Genomic DNA, 14,098 nt, shown 5'->3' with positions numbered 1-14,098 from the left:
CCGAGAAGAAGCGGCCCTTTGCGCGGCCCTTGCCGATAAAATCCTGCGTCCGGCCGCCGCCGGCGCCTCGTGGAGACAAATGTGACGCCAGCGACGACCGCCAACGCGCCCGCTCCGCAACGCGGCGATATGCGCCGCTCCGTGCATGTGCCAGAAGGCGGCAGATTTCTTCGGCGGCTCTTCGTATTTCTGGGTCCCGGCTATCTCGTCGCCACCGGCTATATGGACCCCGGCAATTGGGCGACGGCGCTCGCCGGCGGCTCGAAATTCGGCACGGCGCTGCTTTTCGTCGCCGTGCTGTCGAGCTTGATGGCGATCGTCCTGCAATCCCTTGCGGCGCGGCTCGGCGTCGGCGCGGAGCTGGATCTGGCGCAGGCCTGCCGGCGGCATTATCCCTTCCCGGCCGCGGTCGGGCTCTGGCTGCTGGCGGAAGTGGGCATTTTCGCCACGGATCTCGCGGAAGTGATCGGCACCGCCATCGGCCTGCAATTGCTGTTCGGCCTGCCGCTCGCGGTCGGCATCTTCATCACGGTGCTCGACACGTTTCTCGTCCTTGCTTTGGAGCGCGCCGGCTTTCGCAAGATCGAGCTTTTCGTCGTCGCGATGCTTGCGCTCATCGCCTTTTCGTTCTTGGCGCAACTCATCATGGCGCGCCCCGATCTGGCGCAGATCGCGCAAGGACTCGTTCCGACGCGGCGCTTTTTCACCGATCCCGAGATGCTCTACATCGGCCTGGGCATTCTCGGCGCGACGGTGATGCCGCATAATCTCTTTCTGCACTCTTTCGTCGTGCAAACGCGCGCCGTCGCCGAGCCGCTCGAAAAGAAGCGCGAGGCGATTCGATTCGCGGTGATCGACAGCACGCTGGCGCTGTTTCTCGCCCTGTTCGTCAATGGCGCCATCCTCGTTCTCGCCGCCGCGGTCTTCCATACGACCGGCCATACCGAAGTCGCGGAGCTTGGCGAGGCCTATAGGCTGATCGCGCCATTGCTCGGGCAGCCGGTCGCGGCGACGCTCTTCGCCGTCGCGCTGATCGCCTGCGGGCTCAATTCGACCGTGACCGCCACCCTCACCGGCCAGATCGTCATGGAAGGCTTCGTGCGGCTGCGGATGAAGCCGGCGACGCGTCGGCTCATCACCCGCTGCATCGCGATCGCTCCGGCGATCGGCGTGACGCTTTACGCCGGCGAGTCGGCGACGGCGCAGCTGCTCGTCCTGAGCCAGGTGGCGCTGAGCGTGACGCTGCCCTTCGCCGTCGTGCCGCTCGTGGCCTTCACGGCGCAGCGCAGCGTCATGGGAGAACTCGTCGCGCCCAGACGCACCACCGCGCTTGCGGCGCTCATCGCCGCCGTCATCATCGCGCTGAATGCGAAGCTTCTCTGGGACGCCGTCGCCGGCTGAGCGCCTTGCGGACGTGACAGACCGCGCCATTGCCAAGCCGACGCATCTGGCTTAACTCGACGCAGTTTTTTGGAGCTGCGTCGAGATGAAACTTCCCAATCAATTCTACCGTCCGCTCGCCATCGGCGCCCCGGCGCCGCTGCGCGAACCGCCCGTCAAGGTCGAGCGGATGATCCATTTCGTGCCGCCGCATCTTGAAAAATTTCGCGCCAAAGTTCCCGAGCTCGTCAAACAGGTCGACGTCGTGCTCGGCAATCTCGAAGACGCGATTCCGGCCGACGCCAAGGAAGCCGCCCGCGCCGGCTTTATCGAAATGGCCAAGGCGACCGACTTCGGCTCGACCGGCCTGTGGACGCGCATGAATGCGCTCAATAGCCCCTGGGCGCTCGACGACATGATCGAGATCGTCGGCGCGGTCGGGAGCAAGCTCGACGTCGTCATGCTGCCCAAGGTCGAGGGACCCTGGGACATCGCCTATCTCGACCAACTCCTGGCGCAGCTCGAAGCGCGGCATAGCGTGAAGAAGCCGATCCTTATTCACGCCATTCTGGAGACGGCGGAAGGCGTCAAGAATGTCGACGCCATCGCTTCGGCTTCGCCGCGCATGCATGGCATTTCGCTCGGTCCGGCCGATCTCGCCGCCTCTCGCGCCATGAAGACCACCCGCGTCGGCGGGGGCCATCCGGATTATAAGGTGATCGCCGACGCCGAGCCCGGCCAGGGCCTTCGCGCCTCGTTCCAGCAGGACCTTTGGCATTACACCATCGCCAAGATGGTCGACGCCTGCGCTTCCGCCGGCATCAAGGCCTTCTACGGACCCTTCGGCGATTTCTCCGACGCCCCGGCCTGCGAAGCGCAGTTCCGCAACGCCTTTTTGCTCGGCTGCGCCGGCGCCTGGTCGCTGCATCCGTCGCAAATCGCCATCGCCACGAAGGTCTTTTCGCCCGATCCGCAGGAAGTCGCCTTCGCCAAGCGGGTGCTTGACGCGATGCCGGACGGGACCGGCGCGGTGATGATCGACGGCCGAATGCAGGACGACGCAACCTGGAAGCAGTGCAAGGTCGTCGTCGATCTCGCCAAGCAGGTCGCCGCCAAAGACGCCGACCTCGCCAGGATTTACGGATTCTGAGAGAATGTGGCTGTGGCGCGACGTCCGATTGACGTCTGCGCCCCGGCTGCGTTACTAAAAGGCAAGTAAACAGCGTGTTAAAGTAAACAGCGTGTTAAAGGCGCTTTCGAATGCCGCGAGAGAACATCGCTAAATTCGCTATCGGCCAAGTGGTCAAGCATCGCCGCTATCCCTTCCGCGGCGTGATCTATGACGTTGATCCGGTGTTCGCCAACACCGAAGAGTGGTGGCTTTCGATTCCCGAAGAGCTGCGTCCGAACAAGGATCAGCCTTTCTACCACCTCTTCGCCGAGAACGCCGAAACCGAATATGTCGCCTATGTGTCGGAGCAAAATCTGCTGCCCGACAACACCAACAAGCCGGTGCGCCATCCACAGGTCGACGAGACCTTCGAGCGCGATGACGACGGCGTTTACCGCATGCGGGCGCCTAAGCGCCACTGAGGAGCAGCAGCGCTTCCGATCGGACCGAACGCTGCCGCACTGCGAAAAAAACGCGCAGTCGCTGGGATTGACGATCGCGCGAATCGACCACATTTTGGTGGCAGGTCGAACTTCATCGCGGGAGAGACCGGCGCTCGCGCCGGCGCCGAAGGCGAAACCGCCCCGGAAACGCTCAGGCCCAAAGGACCGCGACGAAGTAGAAACTCTGGAAAGCGGCGAAGCGCGCGAGCGTTTCGCCCACCGAAGGGCGTAACCTGTCGCTTTTAGCGCAGGGAAATCTCTCAGGTCACCGGACAGAGGGGGCGCGTAGCGAAGTTTAAGCTTTGCTGCGCCAACCATGTCTGGCGGAGTTGATGGTGACCGAACTCGACGTCGCGACCGCTGCGCCTCCCGCGCTGTCTAAACTTCCGCTCGATGCGGTGCATCGACGGCTTGGGGCGCGCATGGCGCCCTTCGCCGGCTACGATATGCCGCTGCAATATGAGCAGGGCATCGTCGCGGAAACGCTACATACGCGACGTCGCGCGAGTCTGTTCGACGTTTCGCATATGGGTCAGGCGATCCTCGCCGGAGCGCGCGCCGCCCGGGCGCTTGAAAGCCTGACGCCGGCGGATCTGGCGTCGCTTTCGCCGGAACGCACACGTTACACGCAGCTGCTCAACGAGAGCGGCGGCATTCTCGACGATCTTCTCGTCACCCGTCTGCCAGGCGTCGAAGAGCGGCTGCTGCTTGTCGTCAACGCCTCGCGTAAGCAAGCCGATTTCGCGCTTATCACGTCCGCGTTGCCCCAGTTCGACTTCAATCCTTTGGACCGCGCGTTGCTCGCCCTTCAGGGCCCGCGCGCGTCCGCGGTCCTCGGCGCACTCCTCCCCGGCGCCGAGGACCTTCCTTTCATGGGCTGGCGCGCCTTCGACTTCGGCGGCGCGCCGCTCTTCGTGTCGCGCAGCGGCTATACGGGCGAAGACGGATTTGAACTGTCGCTGCGCGCCGAGCATGCCGAAGACCTTGCGCGCCTGTTGCTGTCGTATGAGGACGTTGCGCCGGCGGGCCTCGGCGCGCGCGACGCCTTGCGGCTGGAGGCCGGCCTGCCGCTCTATGGCCACGACCTCGATGAAACCACCGATCCGGTTGAAGCGGGTCTCGGCTGGTCGATCGGCAAACGCCGGCGCGTCGAAGGCGGATTCCCCGGCTTCGAGCGCATTCGGAGAGCACTTGAGCAGGGTCCCGCCCGCAGGCGCGTCGGGCTCGAGCCGCAATCAAAGGCGCCGCTGCGCGAAGGCGCGGAGCTATCAGCGCGCGACGGCGAAGCTGTTGGCCATGTGACGTCGGGCGGCTTTTCGCCGACGCTGCAACGCCCGATCGCGATGGGCTATGTCGCCAGCAATCACGCAAACCTCGGCGCGACGCTTTCGGCGCAGCTGCGCGACAAACGCGTCGACGTCACAGTGGCGGCTTTGCCCTTCGTCCCGCATCGCTATTTCAAAACGCCGGCCGGAAAGGATGCGAGATGACCGATCTCCGCTACTCCAAGGATCATGAATATGTCGCGCTCGATGGCGATCTCGCGACGCTGGGCATATCGGACTATGCGCAGTCGCAGCTCGGCGACATCGTCTTCATCGAACTGCCCGAAGTCGGCAAGAAGGTCGCAAAGGGCAAAGAGATCGCCGTCATCGAGAGCGTAAAAGCCGCGAGCGAAGTCTATTCGCCTGTCAGCGGCGAAGTCGTCGAAGTCAATCCGGAGCTTGGCGAAGCGCCGGCGCTCGTCAACGACGATCCGCTTGGACGCGGGTGGCTCATCAAGGTGAGAGTCAGCGACCCGGGCGAATGCGCATCGCTGATGGACGACGCCGCCTATTCGAGCTTTCTCAAGACGCTCTAGAGCAGGTTTCTGAAAAAGTTGACGGACTTTTCGATGAGAACCTGCTCCAGCATTTTGATTTTGAGCGATTCCTATCGATCACATGATTCCATGTGATCGGGAAGCGCTCTAAGCGCGAAGGAAAAGAACGATGCGCTACCATCCGCTGTCGGAGGCCGACAGAAACGCGATGCTCGCGACGATCGGCGTCCCCTCGATCGAAGCGCTCTACGCCGATGCGCCGCCCGCGACGCTGCTAAAAACGCCGCTCGACCTGCCGTCCGGCAAGACGGAGCTCGACGTCGAGCGTTTCTTCGCAAGGCTTGCCGCCCGCAATATGCCTGCGTCGCGCGCGCCATTCTTCGTCGGCGCCGGCGCCTATAAGCATCACATCCCCGCGAGCGTCGATCATCTCATTCAACGTTCGGAATTCTTGACGAGCTACACGCCCTATCAGCCGGAGATCTCCCAAGGCACGCTGCAATATCTCTTCGAGTTCCAGACCCAGGTCGCTCTGCTCACAGGCATGGAGGTCGCGAACGCCTCGATGTACGACGGCTCGACGGCGACCGCCGAAGCCGTGCTCATGGCGCATCGGGTGACGAAGCGACGCAAGGCGCTGCTCTCCGGCGGGCTGCATCCGCATTACGCCGAAGTCGTCCGCACCATCTCGCGGCTCGCCGAAGACGAGGTCGAGACCATGGCGCCCGACATTCGCGCCGCCGAAGATCTCGTCGCGCGCATCGACGACACGTTCTCTTGCGTCGTCGTGCAGACGCCCGATTTCTTCGGCAATCTGCGCGATCTGACGAAGATCGCCGAAGCCTGCCACAAGAACGGCGCGCTTCTCATCGCCGTCTTCACCGAAGCCGTATCGCTTGGTCTGCTTAAATCTCCTGGCGCGATGGGCGCCGACATCGTCGTCGGCGAGGGCCAGTCAATCGGCAATTCGCTCAATTTCGGCGGGCCTTATGTCGGGCTCTTCGCCACGCGGCATGAATTCCTGCGGCAGATGCCCGGCCGCCTCGCCGGCGAAAGCGTCGACGCCGACGGCAGGCGTTCCTATGTGCTGACACTTTCGACGCGCGAGCAGCATATCCGCCGCGACAAGGCGACCTCCAACATCTGCACCAACTCCGGCCTCTGCGCGCTCGCCTTCACCATCCATCTGACCTTGCTTGGCGAAGCCGGGCTGACGCGGCTCGCGCGCGTCAATCACGCCAACGCGGTTTTGCTGGCGCAGATGCTCGCCGACGTTCAAAACGTCGAGGTTCTCAACGAGACTTTCTTCAACGAGTTTACGCTTCGCACCCAAGGCGACGCCGCCGCGCTTGTTGAGAGAATGGCGGCGCGCGGCGTCCTCGCCGGCGTTCCCGTCTCGCGTCTCCTGCCGCGCGCCGGGCTCGACGATCTCCTCCTCGTCGCCACCACCGAAGTGAACACGCAAGAAGATCGCGACGCATTCGTCGCGGCGCTCAAGGAGTCGCTCTGATGCTCGACAGACCCGCAGTCGTCGAACCGCTCGATGACGACAAAACGCCTGCGACCTTCACCGGCAATCGCGGGCTCGATCAGGAAGAGCCGCTGATCTTCGAGATCGGCCGGGTTGATGCGACCGGCGTCGATATCGACGATCCTGCGCCCGTCGCGACACGGCTTGGCGCGCTGGAGCGCAATGCGCCCATCGGGCTTCCGGGCCTCACCGAACCGGAGACGATGCGCCATTACGTGCGTCTGTCGCGCAAGAATTATTCAATCGACGCCGGACTTTATCCGCTCGGCTCCTGCACGATGAAGCATAATCCGCGCAGCAACGAGAAGATCGCGCGCTATGAAGGTTTCGCGGATCTCCATCCGCTGCAGCCGCAGTCGACCGCACAAGGCGCGCTGGAGGTGATGCAGATTCTCGCCGACTGGCTGATGGCGCTCACCAATATGCCGGCGGTGACGATGTCGCCGAAGGCCGGCGCGCATGGCGAGCTCTGCGGCATGATGGCGATCAAATCTGCGATCGCCGCCAGAGGCGAAAGCACGACGCGCAATGTCGTCCTCATTCCGCAGTCGGCGCACGGCACCAATCCGGCGACGGCGGCGCTGCTCGGCTTTTCGGTTCGCGTCGTTCCGGCGGCGGCGGACGGAACCGTACGGGCGCAAGCCGTTAAAGACGCGCTCGCTCCGGACGTCGCGGCGATCATGCTGACCAACCCCAACACTTGCGGGCTGTTCGAGCGCGAGATCGTCGACATTGCCGACGCGATGCACGAGGCCGGCGGCTATTTCTATTGCGACGGCGCGAATTTCAACGCCATCGCCGGCGTCGCGCGGCCGGGCGACTTCGGCATCGACGCCATGCACATCAATCTGCACAAGACCTTCTCGACGCCGCATGGCGGCGGCGGCCCTGGCGCAGGCCCGGTCGTTCTCTCAGAACGTCTCGCGCCTTTCGCGCCGGTCCCGTTCATCCGCCGCAACGGCGACTCGTTGCAGCTCGTCGAAGACGCCGAGGGCACGCAAAGCTTCGGCCGGCTCACCGCCTTCCATGGGCAGATGGGGATGTTCGTTCGGGCGCTCGCCTATATGCTCGCGCATGGCGCCGACGGGCTTGCGCAGGCGTCAAAAGACGCCGTGCTGTCGGCGAACTATGTCCGCGCGTCGCTACGTGACGTGATGACTCAGCCGTTCGGCGATCGCATCTGCATGCATGAAGTTCTGTTCGACGACGCCTGGCTGCGCGGAACCGGCGTGACGACGCTCGACTTCGCCAAGGCGATGATCGACGAAGGCTACCATCCGATGACGATCTATTTCCCGCTGGTCGTCCATGGCGCGATGCTCATCGAGCCGACGGAATCGGAATCGAAAGCCTCGCTCGATCTCTTCATCGCAACGCTGCGCGATCTTGCGCGCAGCGCCAAAGCCGGCGAAGTCGCGCGCTTCGGCCCCGCGCCGCGATTGGCGCCGCGTAGGCGCGTCGATGAAGCGCTCGCGGCGAGAAAGCCGGTGCTGCGCTGGACTCCGCCCAGCGCAGTGGCCTGATCGTCACTGCGCCTGGCTGAACGGCGGCGCGGTGCGCGGCGGTAGAATCGGCAGAACCACCTCAGGCTGGCGCCCGGTTAGCGAATCGAGGAAGGCGACGATCTTGTCGGTCTCGTCGGCGCTGAACTCGACGCCGAGCTGGCTTTCGCCCATCACCGCCACGGCCTTCTTCAGATCGAAGGTCGCGCCGGTGTGGAAATAGGGCGCCGTCATTTCGACGTTGCGCAGCGAGGGAACCTTGAAAGCGTATTTGTCGGCGATGGCCTTGGTGACCGCGAAGCGGCCCAAATCATCCGGCGGCAGAAATTCCGCGGTCGGCTGTTTGACGACGCCGAAACGCGCATACATGCCGCCGCCGACGTTGACGCCGTTATGGCAACTCGCGCAGCCCTTCTCGATGAAGAGCTTCAACCCGTCCTTCTGTGCGTCGGACAGCGCCTGATCGTCCCCTTTCAGCCAGCGGTCGAAGGGCGCGTCGGGCGTGATCAGCGTCGCCTCGAACAATGCGATGGCGCGGCCGATGTTGGCATAAGCGACGGGATCGCTCTGCTCGGGAAAGGCCAATTTGAAGGCCGCCACATAGCCCGGGATTTTTTTGAATTGCTCGACGGCGCGCTGCTTTGCGGCCGCATGTTCCGTCGGATTGATCGGCATCGGGCCGCCGCGGGTTTTCAGCATCGCCTTGGGATTGGCCATCACCGAATTGACCACCTGGTCGGAAAGATCGGCGGCTCGGCCGTCCCAATATTGCGCCGTGTTGAAAATGGCGTTCATCACCGTGAGCACTTCGCGGCCCGCGAGCTGCGCATTGTGGCCTCCCGAGAGCGCGCCGCCGTCGACGCCGCCCATGCTCAGATTGTGACAATCGGCGCAGCTGATGTCGTGGGTCTCGGAAAGTCGCGGCTCGAAATACAGCATCTTGCCGAGCGCGAGTTTTTCCGGCGTCGCCGTCTCTCCAGGAATCGCCGGCGGCGCTGATGGAATCGGCTGGAAAAGCTCCTTTGCCCGGTCCCTCAGGCCTGCGTCGGCAAAAGCCGGGCCGCCGACAAGAAGCGCGACAAGAGAGACGATCGAAGAAAGACGCATGGCGGATTTCACCCGGATGGAAGCGGCGCAAGAGGTTGAAGCTTATACCACAGCTGCATCGGCGCGAGGCGAGATGCGTCGGTCGGCGGCTAAGCGTCACACGTCATTGGCTCGCCCAGAGAATGCGCGCCATCCAGCTGACCTCGTCGCGCGGAATCGTGCGGTCCGGATAGGCCGGATTGACCGAACGCAGTTCGATCGTTCGCGCCGTCTCGCGCTTCAGCTCCTTGGCCATGATCTCGCCCGAGGTGGTCTTCACCACCACCCGGTCGCCGCGCCGCACCGGCGCCGCCGGCGAGACGATCACCACATCGCCGTCGCGATACAGCGGCGCCATGGAGTCGCCCGAAATCTCGAGCGCGTAGGAATGTTCGTCGGCCTCGGCCAAGACGTCGATCTCGTCCCAGCCGGCGCCGGTGGCGAAGCCCGCATCGTCGAAAAAGCCGCCGACCCCCGCCTGCGCCAGGCCGATCAGCGGCCGTGTATGGCGCAGCCGGCCGGCGGCGCTGTTGGCCATCACCAGGGACATGAATTCGTCGAGCCCGGCGCCGGTCGCGGCCAGCACCTTGGCGATCGATTCTGTCGACGGCCAGCGCTGGCGGCCGCTCGCCGTTTCGCGCTTGGAGCGATTGAAGGTCGTGGGATCGAGGCCGGCTTTGCGCGCCAGGCCGGACGGCGTCATGCCATACCGCTCTCCGAGAGCGTCGATCGCCGCCCAGATCTGAGCATGGGTGAGAATGTCGGACATGGCTGGCCGCGCTCGGAAGAATTTCCTAATGGATAGGAATATATCTATTAACCATGCCGCACAATAGGAAATGTGCGCTACCGGCTTGGCCCGAACGAGGCCAGGCGCCATAACCTCCTCTCCCAGCGTAATCTTCCACGCCGCGCGCTCTAACTTGCCGGGTTGCATGCCCTCCTCGCCCGAGCCCGCACCAAATCGCCTGCGCTACCCTTTCCTCACATTCTGGCTTGGGATTCTCGTGACCATCATTGTCGCGGGGAGCGCGGCCTTGGCCGCTGTCGCGATCCTGGGGCTCGGCGAATTTCTGTCCCTTGTCAGCCGCCTGCCGACGCCGACGCCGCAGACGACGGCGGTCGCAGCGATCTTCGCGGCGACCTATCTCGTGCTGGCGATCGGCAAGCTGCCCTACTATCGGCTCGACCGCGCCGGCGGCGCGCTGCTCGGCGCGAGCCTGATGATCGGCGTCGGTGCCTTGAGCCTCGACGAGGCCTATCGCGCCGTCGACTTCGACGCCATCACCCTGCTGCTCGGCATGATGATCGTCGTCGCCAATCTGCGCCTTTCCGGCTTCTTCCGCCGCGCCGCCGATTGGCTGGCGGACGTCGCCCGGCGTCCGATCTTTCTGCTCGCGGCGGTCGCGGCGGCGACGGGAATCTTCTCCGCCTTTCTGGTCAATGACGCGATCTGTCTCGTCATGCCGCCGCTGGTCGTGGATTTGGCGCAGCGGCTGAAGCGCGATCCGACGCCCTATGTGCTGGCGATCCCGCTCGCCTCCAATGTCGGCAGCGTCGCGACGATCACCGGCAATCCGCAAAATATGATTATCGCGACCGCCTCGGGCATTTCCTACGGCGACTTCGCTCAAGCGCTCTGGCCCATCGCCCTCGCCGGGGTCGCGCTCACGATCCTTTTTGTGGCGCTCGCCTTTCCGCGCGAATTCTTTTCGCGCGAGAGACTGACGCCGACCGTCGCGGCGCCGCGCGCTTTTCATCGCGCGCTCGCCTCAAAAGCGCTGCTGATCACCGCGGCGATGATCGGGTTCTTTTTCGCCGGCGTTCCGCCCGCCAAAGCGGCGATCGTCGCCGGTGGGCTGCTGCTGCTCACGCGACGCATCGGCTCGAAGAAAATCTACAGCGAAATCGACTGGCCGCTGCTCCTGATGTTCGCCGGACTCTTCATCGTCGTCGGCGCTTTCGACAAGGTGGTGCTGACGCCAGGAGAAATCGCGGACGTCGGGCGGCTCCATCTCGATGACGCTTCGACGCTCGCGCTCGTCTCCGCCGTGCTGTCCAATATCGTCAGCAATGTGCCGGCGGTCCTCGCGCTAAAGCCGTTCATCATCGGGCTGAGCGATCCGAGGCGCGCCTGGCTGATTGTGGCGATGGCCTCGACGCTCGCCGGCAATTTCACGCTTGTCGGCTCGATCGCCAATCTCATTGTCGTCGAGCGTGCGCGATCGCTGGGCGTGACGATCGGCTTCTGGACCTATTTCAAGGTCGGCGCGCCGCTGACCCTCGCGACGATCGCGCTCGGCCTGTGGAGGTTGTAGGCGCCCTACGCCTCCTCCCCGCTTTCTTCCGCGGCGCGTCCCGATATGCGCCGGCGCGTATGCTCGCGCCGGATCTTTCGATTGCGCTCCGCGTGCCGCGCGCGCGTCTTGTCGTCGGACGGCTGCAGCAGCTTGCGAAACTCGTCACGCTTCTCATGGATCGAGGCGATGACGAAGCCCATCGGGACGCCGATATCGACGAGCACGGTTTCGGCGAGTTGCAGGCTGGCTTCGACCGTTTCGGGAATCGCGTCGGTTGCGCCAAGCTTATAGAGTTCGGTGGCGTGGTCGGCGTCGCGCGCCCGCGCGACGATGGTGAGGTCGCCGCGGATGTCATGCGCCAGACGGACGATCTCTCCGGCGGCGTGAACATTTTCGATCGTCACGACGAGCGCGCGGGCCTGCGCCACGCCGCAACGCATCAGGAACTCGCGCCGCGTCGCATTGCCCCAGTAGATTTCGACGCCGTCCTCGCGCCCCGCGGTCACCAGCGACACGACGTTTTCGATGGCGACGAACGGGATGTCGTGGCGCTTCAGCATTTCGCCGACAAGGCTGCCGATTCTGCCATACCCGACGATCACGACGCGGTCCTCGGCGACTTCAGCCGCCGGCGCGAGGTCCGCATAAAGCAGTTCGTCCTCCGCTTCCGTCGCCGGCGGGACAAGAGCGGCGCCGATCCGACCCAGAAGGGGAATGGCGAAAATGCTGATCGTGACGACGATCATCGCGTCGGCGCCATAGTGACCCGGCAGCACGCCGACGGCCATCGCCGAGGTCAGCAGTGCGAAGGCGAATTCGCCGCCCGGCGCCAGCAGCAGCGACGCCTCGGCTGAGGGGCGCCATTCGACGCCAAAGAGCCGCGCGAGAACGAAGATGATCGCGCCCTTAACCGCCATCAGCCCGGCGGCGTATATGAAGATCTGAAAGGGATCCGCGGCGACGGCGCCCATGTCGAGACCGGCGCCGACCGAAACGAAGAAGAGCCCGAGCAACAGGCCCTTGAACGGTTCGATCGTCACCTCGACCTCCCGCCGGAACTCCGTCTCCGCCAGCAGCAGCCCGGCGATGAAGGCGCCAAGGCCCATGGAGAATCCGGCGGCCGCCGAAAGCGCCGCCTCGCCGATGACCACGAGAAGGCAGGCCGCCATGAATAGTTCGGTCAGCTGCACGGCGGCGACCATGCGAAACAGCGGACGCAGCAGCAGCCGTCCGATGAAGATCAGCGCGCCCATGGCGAGGAAGGCGCGCCCAAACGCCCACGCCGCCTGTTCGCCCGTGAAGCCGCCGTTCTTGGTTTCGGCGAGCGCGGAAACGAGAAAAAGCGCCGGCGCAACGGCAAGGTCCTGAAACAGCAACACCGAGAACGCCACGCGCCCCGAGGTCTTGTTCAGTCGCCGCGCCTCGGCCAGCACCGGCAGGACGACGGCGGTCGACGACATGGCGAGGGCGATGCCCATCAACATCGAGGGGCCGAATTCGACGTTAAAATGATAGTAACCGACAGCCGCGAGCACGCTTGCGCACACCACGACCTGCGCGAGCCCCAGTCCGAAGACAAGCCGCCGCAGGCGGGCAAGACGCTCCCAGGACAGCTCCAGGCCGATCATGAACAGCAGGAAGACCAGCCCGAATTCGGCGAGATTGGAGACGCCCTCGACATTGGTGATGGTGAAATTGCGCGCCCATTCATAATCGCCCGCCAAGCGGCCGAGCCCGAACGGCCCGAGCGCAGCGCCGGCGAAGAGAAAGCCCAGCACCGGCGAAACCTTGATGCGATGAAACAGCGGGACGACGACCCCCGCCGTGGCGAGAAAGACCAGCGCCTCGCGATAGGATTCAAGATGGATAGAGCTCGTCATGCCGCCTCGTTGCTCGCGCGCTGGTCCTTCGCGAAGGATAAATGGGTCACGCGGCGATTGGCGATGAAAACAGCAAGAGTCGCGCCGCCGGGCGAGCTTAGGGGAAGCCCGACCGGCGCGACCATGGCGCTGCTCGCAAGATCAGTCCGATTGACGGCCGAACTCTATCCGATTCGGCGGCTGTCTCGCGCCCGCAGCGTCGGAACGCTTGATAATAGTTATTGGTCCGTGACATGTTAACCACAAGGAGGATCGTGTCATGGCCATCAGCGCAGACTTGGGAAGCCAGCTCGAGGCCTTCGTCGCCAAGCTGGTGGCGTCGGGCCGCTACAACTCAAAGAGCGAGGTCTTGCGCGAGGGGGTTCGCCTCATTCAGGAGCGCGAAGCCCGTCTTGCCGCCCTGGACGCCTCGATTGCGAGGGGCATCGCCGACGCTGACGCCGGACGCGCCAAGCCCGCGAAGGCGGTGTTCGATCGCTTGGAGGCTAAATTCAAGGCCAAGGCGCAAGCCAGGCGCCGATGATCGTTGTCGTCACCCAGGAGGCCGAAGCCGATCTTGAATCGATCGGCGATCATATTGCGCAAGAAAGCCCCGAGAGGGCCGTCAGTTTCGTGCGGGAGCTCCGGGAGGCGTGCGAGGGACTGGGCGACACGTCGAAACGATTTCCGCTCGTGGCGCGCTATGAACACGCCGGGATCCGCCGTCGCGTCCACGGCAATTATCTCATTTTCTATCGGGTCGGGATTGAAACGGTTGATGTGATCCATGTGCTGCATGGAGCCATGAACTATGAACCGTTGCTGTTCCCCGAAGGATGATTGGCGGTCGCAACTCAGGCACCGCGATCGAACATAGGCGGCTCCGCATGACCACCCCTAAGCCGGTGAAACTCGTTCTGCGGATTTGAGGGTGACGAAGCCGTCATAGGCGTCGCCGTCTTTGGCGTTGTAGAGTTTCCCGTCAGCATGAACGGAGCTGATGA

Annotated in this window: 13 protein-coding genes and 1 riboswitch; of the genes, 10 read left to right on the top strand and 3 right to left on the bottom strand. The window is 64.2% G+C overall.

Going from position 1 to position 14,098, the window contains the following annotated elements; all coding sequences use genetic code 11:
- Positions 1–69 precede the first annotated feature (69 nt).
- From IYW40_RS02405 to gcvPB, 7 genes are all read left to right on the top strand, one after another.
- Positions 70–1,401, top strand: coding sequence for an Nramp family divalent metal transporter (locus tag IYW40_RS02405; protein WP_196399236.1), 1,332 nt, complete (start codon positions 70–72; stop codon positions 1,399–1,401).
- A gap of 85 nt (positions 1,402–1,486) precedes the next feature.
- Positions 1,487–2,530, top strand: a complete 1,044-nt coding sequence (locus tag IYW40_RS02400; protein WP_196399235.1) for a CoA ester lyase — start codon at positions 1,487–1,489, stop codon at positions 2,528–2,530.
- A 110-nt stretch (positions 2,531–2,640) separates the two neighbouring features.
- Positions 2,641–2,973, top strand: a complete 333-nt coding sequence (gene hspQ, locus IYW40_RS02395) for a heat shock protein HspQ (protein ID WP_196399234.1) — start codon at positions 2,641–2,643, stop codon at positions 2,971–2,973.
- A 108-nt stretch (positions 2,974–3,081) separates the two neighbouring features.
- Positions 3,082–3,172, top strand: a riboswitch (glycine riboswitch).
- 154 nt (positions 3,173–3,326) lie between these two features.
- The gene (gene gcvT, locus IYW40_RS02390; protein WP_196399233.1) at positions 3,327–4,484 is read left to right on the top strand and encodes a glycine cleavage system aminomethyltransferase GcvT; all 1,158 of its coding nucleotides are present in this window, start codon (positions 3,327–3,329) and stop codon (positions 4,482–4,484) included.
- The gene (gcvH, locus tag IYW40_RS02385) at positions 4,481–4,855 is read left to right on the top strand and encodes a glycine cleavage system protein GcvH (protein WP_196399232.1); all 375 of its coding nucleotides are present in this window, start codon (positions 4,481–4,483) and stop codon (positions 4,853–4,855) included. Before gcvT ends, gcvH begins: the two co-directional genes overlap by 4 nt.
- Before the next feature lie 130 nt (positions 4,856–4,985).
- A complete protein-coding gene (gcvPA, locus tag IYW40_RS02380) occupies positions 4,986–6,326 on the top strand; it encodes an aminomethyl-transferring glycine dehydrogenase subunit GcvPA (protein WP_196399231.1) in 1,341 nt (446 codons plus the stop codon).
- Positions 6,326–7,870 (top strand): aminomethyl-transferring glycine dehydrogenase subunit GcvPB, encoded by a 1,545-nt coding sequence (gene gcvPB / locus IYW40_RS02375; RefSeq protein WP_196399230.1) that lies wholly within the window; start codon positions 6,326–6,328, stop codon positions 7,868–7,870. The genes gcvPA and gcvPB overlap by 1 nt, the downstream gene beginning before the upstream one ends.
- A 3-nt stretch (positions 7,871–7,873) precedes the next feature.
- Here gcvPB and IYW40_RS02370 read toward each other — a convergent pair whose 3' ends face one another.
- Complete coding sequence (locus tag IYW40_RS02370; RefSeq protein ID WP_196399229.1) at positions 7,874–8,956, bottom strand: cytochrome c peroxidase; 1,083 nt, start codon at positions 8,954–8,956, stop codon at positions 7,874–7,876.
- Positions 8,957–9,059: 103 nt separating this feature from the next.
- On the bottom strand, positions 9,060–9,704 hold the full coding sequence (locus tag IYW40_RS02365) for a helix-turn-helix transcriptional regulator (RefSeq protein WP_123174374.1): 645 nt from the start codon (positions 9,702–9,704) through the stop codon (positions 9,060–9,062).
- Between the two features lie 166 nt (positions 9,705–9,870).
- On the opposite strand from IYW40_RS02365, the gene IYW40_RS02360 reads away from it, so the two are divergent.
- Positions 9,871–11,253 (top strand): anion transporter, encoded by a 1,383-nt coding sequence (locus IYW40_RS02360; RefSeq protein WP_196399228.1) that lies wholly within the window; start codon positions 9,871–9,873, stop codon positions 11,251–11,253.
- A gap of 5 nt (positions 11,254–11,258) precedes the next feature.
- Here IYW40_RS02360 and IYW40_RS02355 read toward each other — a convergent pair whose 3' ends face one another.
- On the bottom strand, positions 11,259–13,115 hold the full coding sequence (locus IYW40_RS02355; RefSeq protein WP_196399227.1) for a cation:proton antiporter: 1,857 nt from the start codon (positions 13,113–13,115) through the stop codon (positions 11,259–11,261).
- 259 nt (positions 13,116–13,374) lie between these two features.
- Here IYW40_RS02355 and IYW40_RS02350 point away from each other — a divergent pair, with 259 nt between their 5' ends.
- Together IYW40_RS02350 and IYW40_RS02345 are read left to right on the top strand one after the other, a co-directional pair.
- The gene (locus IYW40_RS02350) at positions 13,375–13,638 is read left to right on the top strand and encodes a type II toxin-antitoxin system ParD family antitoxin (protein WP_123174377.1); all 264 of its coding nucleotides are present in this window, start codon (positions 13,375–13,377) and stop codon (positions 13,636–13,638) included.
- Entirely contained in the window at positions 13,635–13,934 is a 300-nt protein-coding gene (locus IYW40_RS02345; RefSeq protein WP_196399226.1) for a type II toxin-antitoxin system RelE/ParE family toxin, read from the top strand. The genes IYW40_RS02350 and IYW40_RS02345 overlap by 4 nt, the downstream gene beginning before the upstream one ends.
- Positions 13,935–14,098: the final 164 nt, after the last annotated feature.

It is taken from the genome of Methylocystis sp. H4A (genome assembly GCF_015709545.1).
In the GTDB taxonomy this organism is placed as follows: Bacteria; Pseudomonadota; Alphaproteobacteria; order Rhizobiales; family Beijerinckiaceae; genus Methylocystis; species Methylocystis silviterrae.
This window is presented reverse-complemented; position numbering and strand designations above follow the sequence as displayed.

Coding starts and splice junctions, on each gene's coding strand:
- IYW40_RS02400 (WP_196399235.1), top strand. CDS start 1,487: ATGAAACTTCCCAATCAATTCTACCGTCCGCTCGCCATCGGCGCCCCG.
- hspQ (WP_196399234.1), top strand. CDS start 2,641: ATGCCGCGAGAGAACATCGCTAAATTCGCTATCGGCCAAGTGGTCAAG.
- gcvT (WP_196399233.1), top strand. CDS start 3,327: ATGGTGACCGAACTCGACGTCGCGACCGCTGCGCCTCCCGCGCTGTCT.
- gcvH (WP_196399232.1), top strand. CDS start 4,481: ATGACCGATCTCCGCTACTCCAAGGATCATGAATATGTCGCGCTCGAT.
- gcvPA (WP_196399231.1), top strand. CDS start 4,986: ATGCGCTACCATCCGCTGTCGGAGGCCGACAGAAACGCGATGCTCGCG.
- gcvPB (WP_196399230.1), top strand. CDS start 6,326: ATGCTCGACAGACCCGCAGTCGTCGAACCGCTCGATGACGACAAAACG.
- IYW40_RS02370 (WP_196399229.1), bottom strand. CDS start 8,956: ATGCGTCTTTCTTCGATCGTCTCTCTTGTCGCGCTTCTTGTCGGCGGC.
- IYW40_RS02365 (WP_123174374.1), bottom strand. CDS start 9,704: ATGTCCGACATTCTCACCCATGCTCAGATCTGGGCGGCGATCGACGCT.
- IYW40_RS02360 (WP_196399228.1), top strand. CDS start 9,871: ATGCCCTCCTCGCCCGAGCCCGCACCAAATCGCCTGCGCTACCCTTTC.
- IYW40_RS02355 (WP_196399227.1), bottom strand. CDS start 13,115: ATGACGAGCTCTATCCATCTTGAATCCTATCGCGAGGCGCTGGTCTTT.
- IYW40_RS02350 (WP_123174377.1), top strand. CDS start 13,375: ATGGCCATCAGCGCAGACTTGGGAAGCCAGCTCGAGGCCTTCGTCGCC.
- IYW40_RS02345 (WP_196399226.1), top strand. CDS start 13,635: ATGATCGTTGTCGTCACCCAGGAGGCCGAAGCCGATCTTGAATCGATC.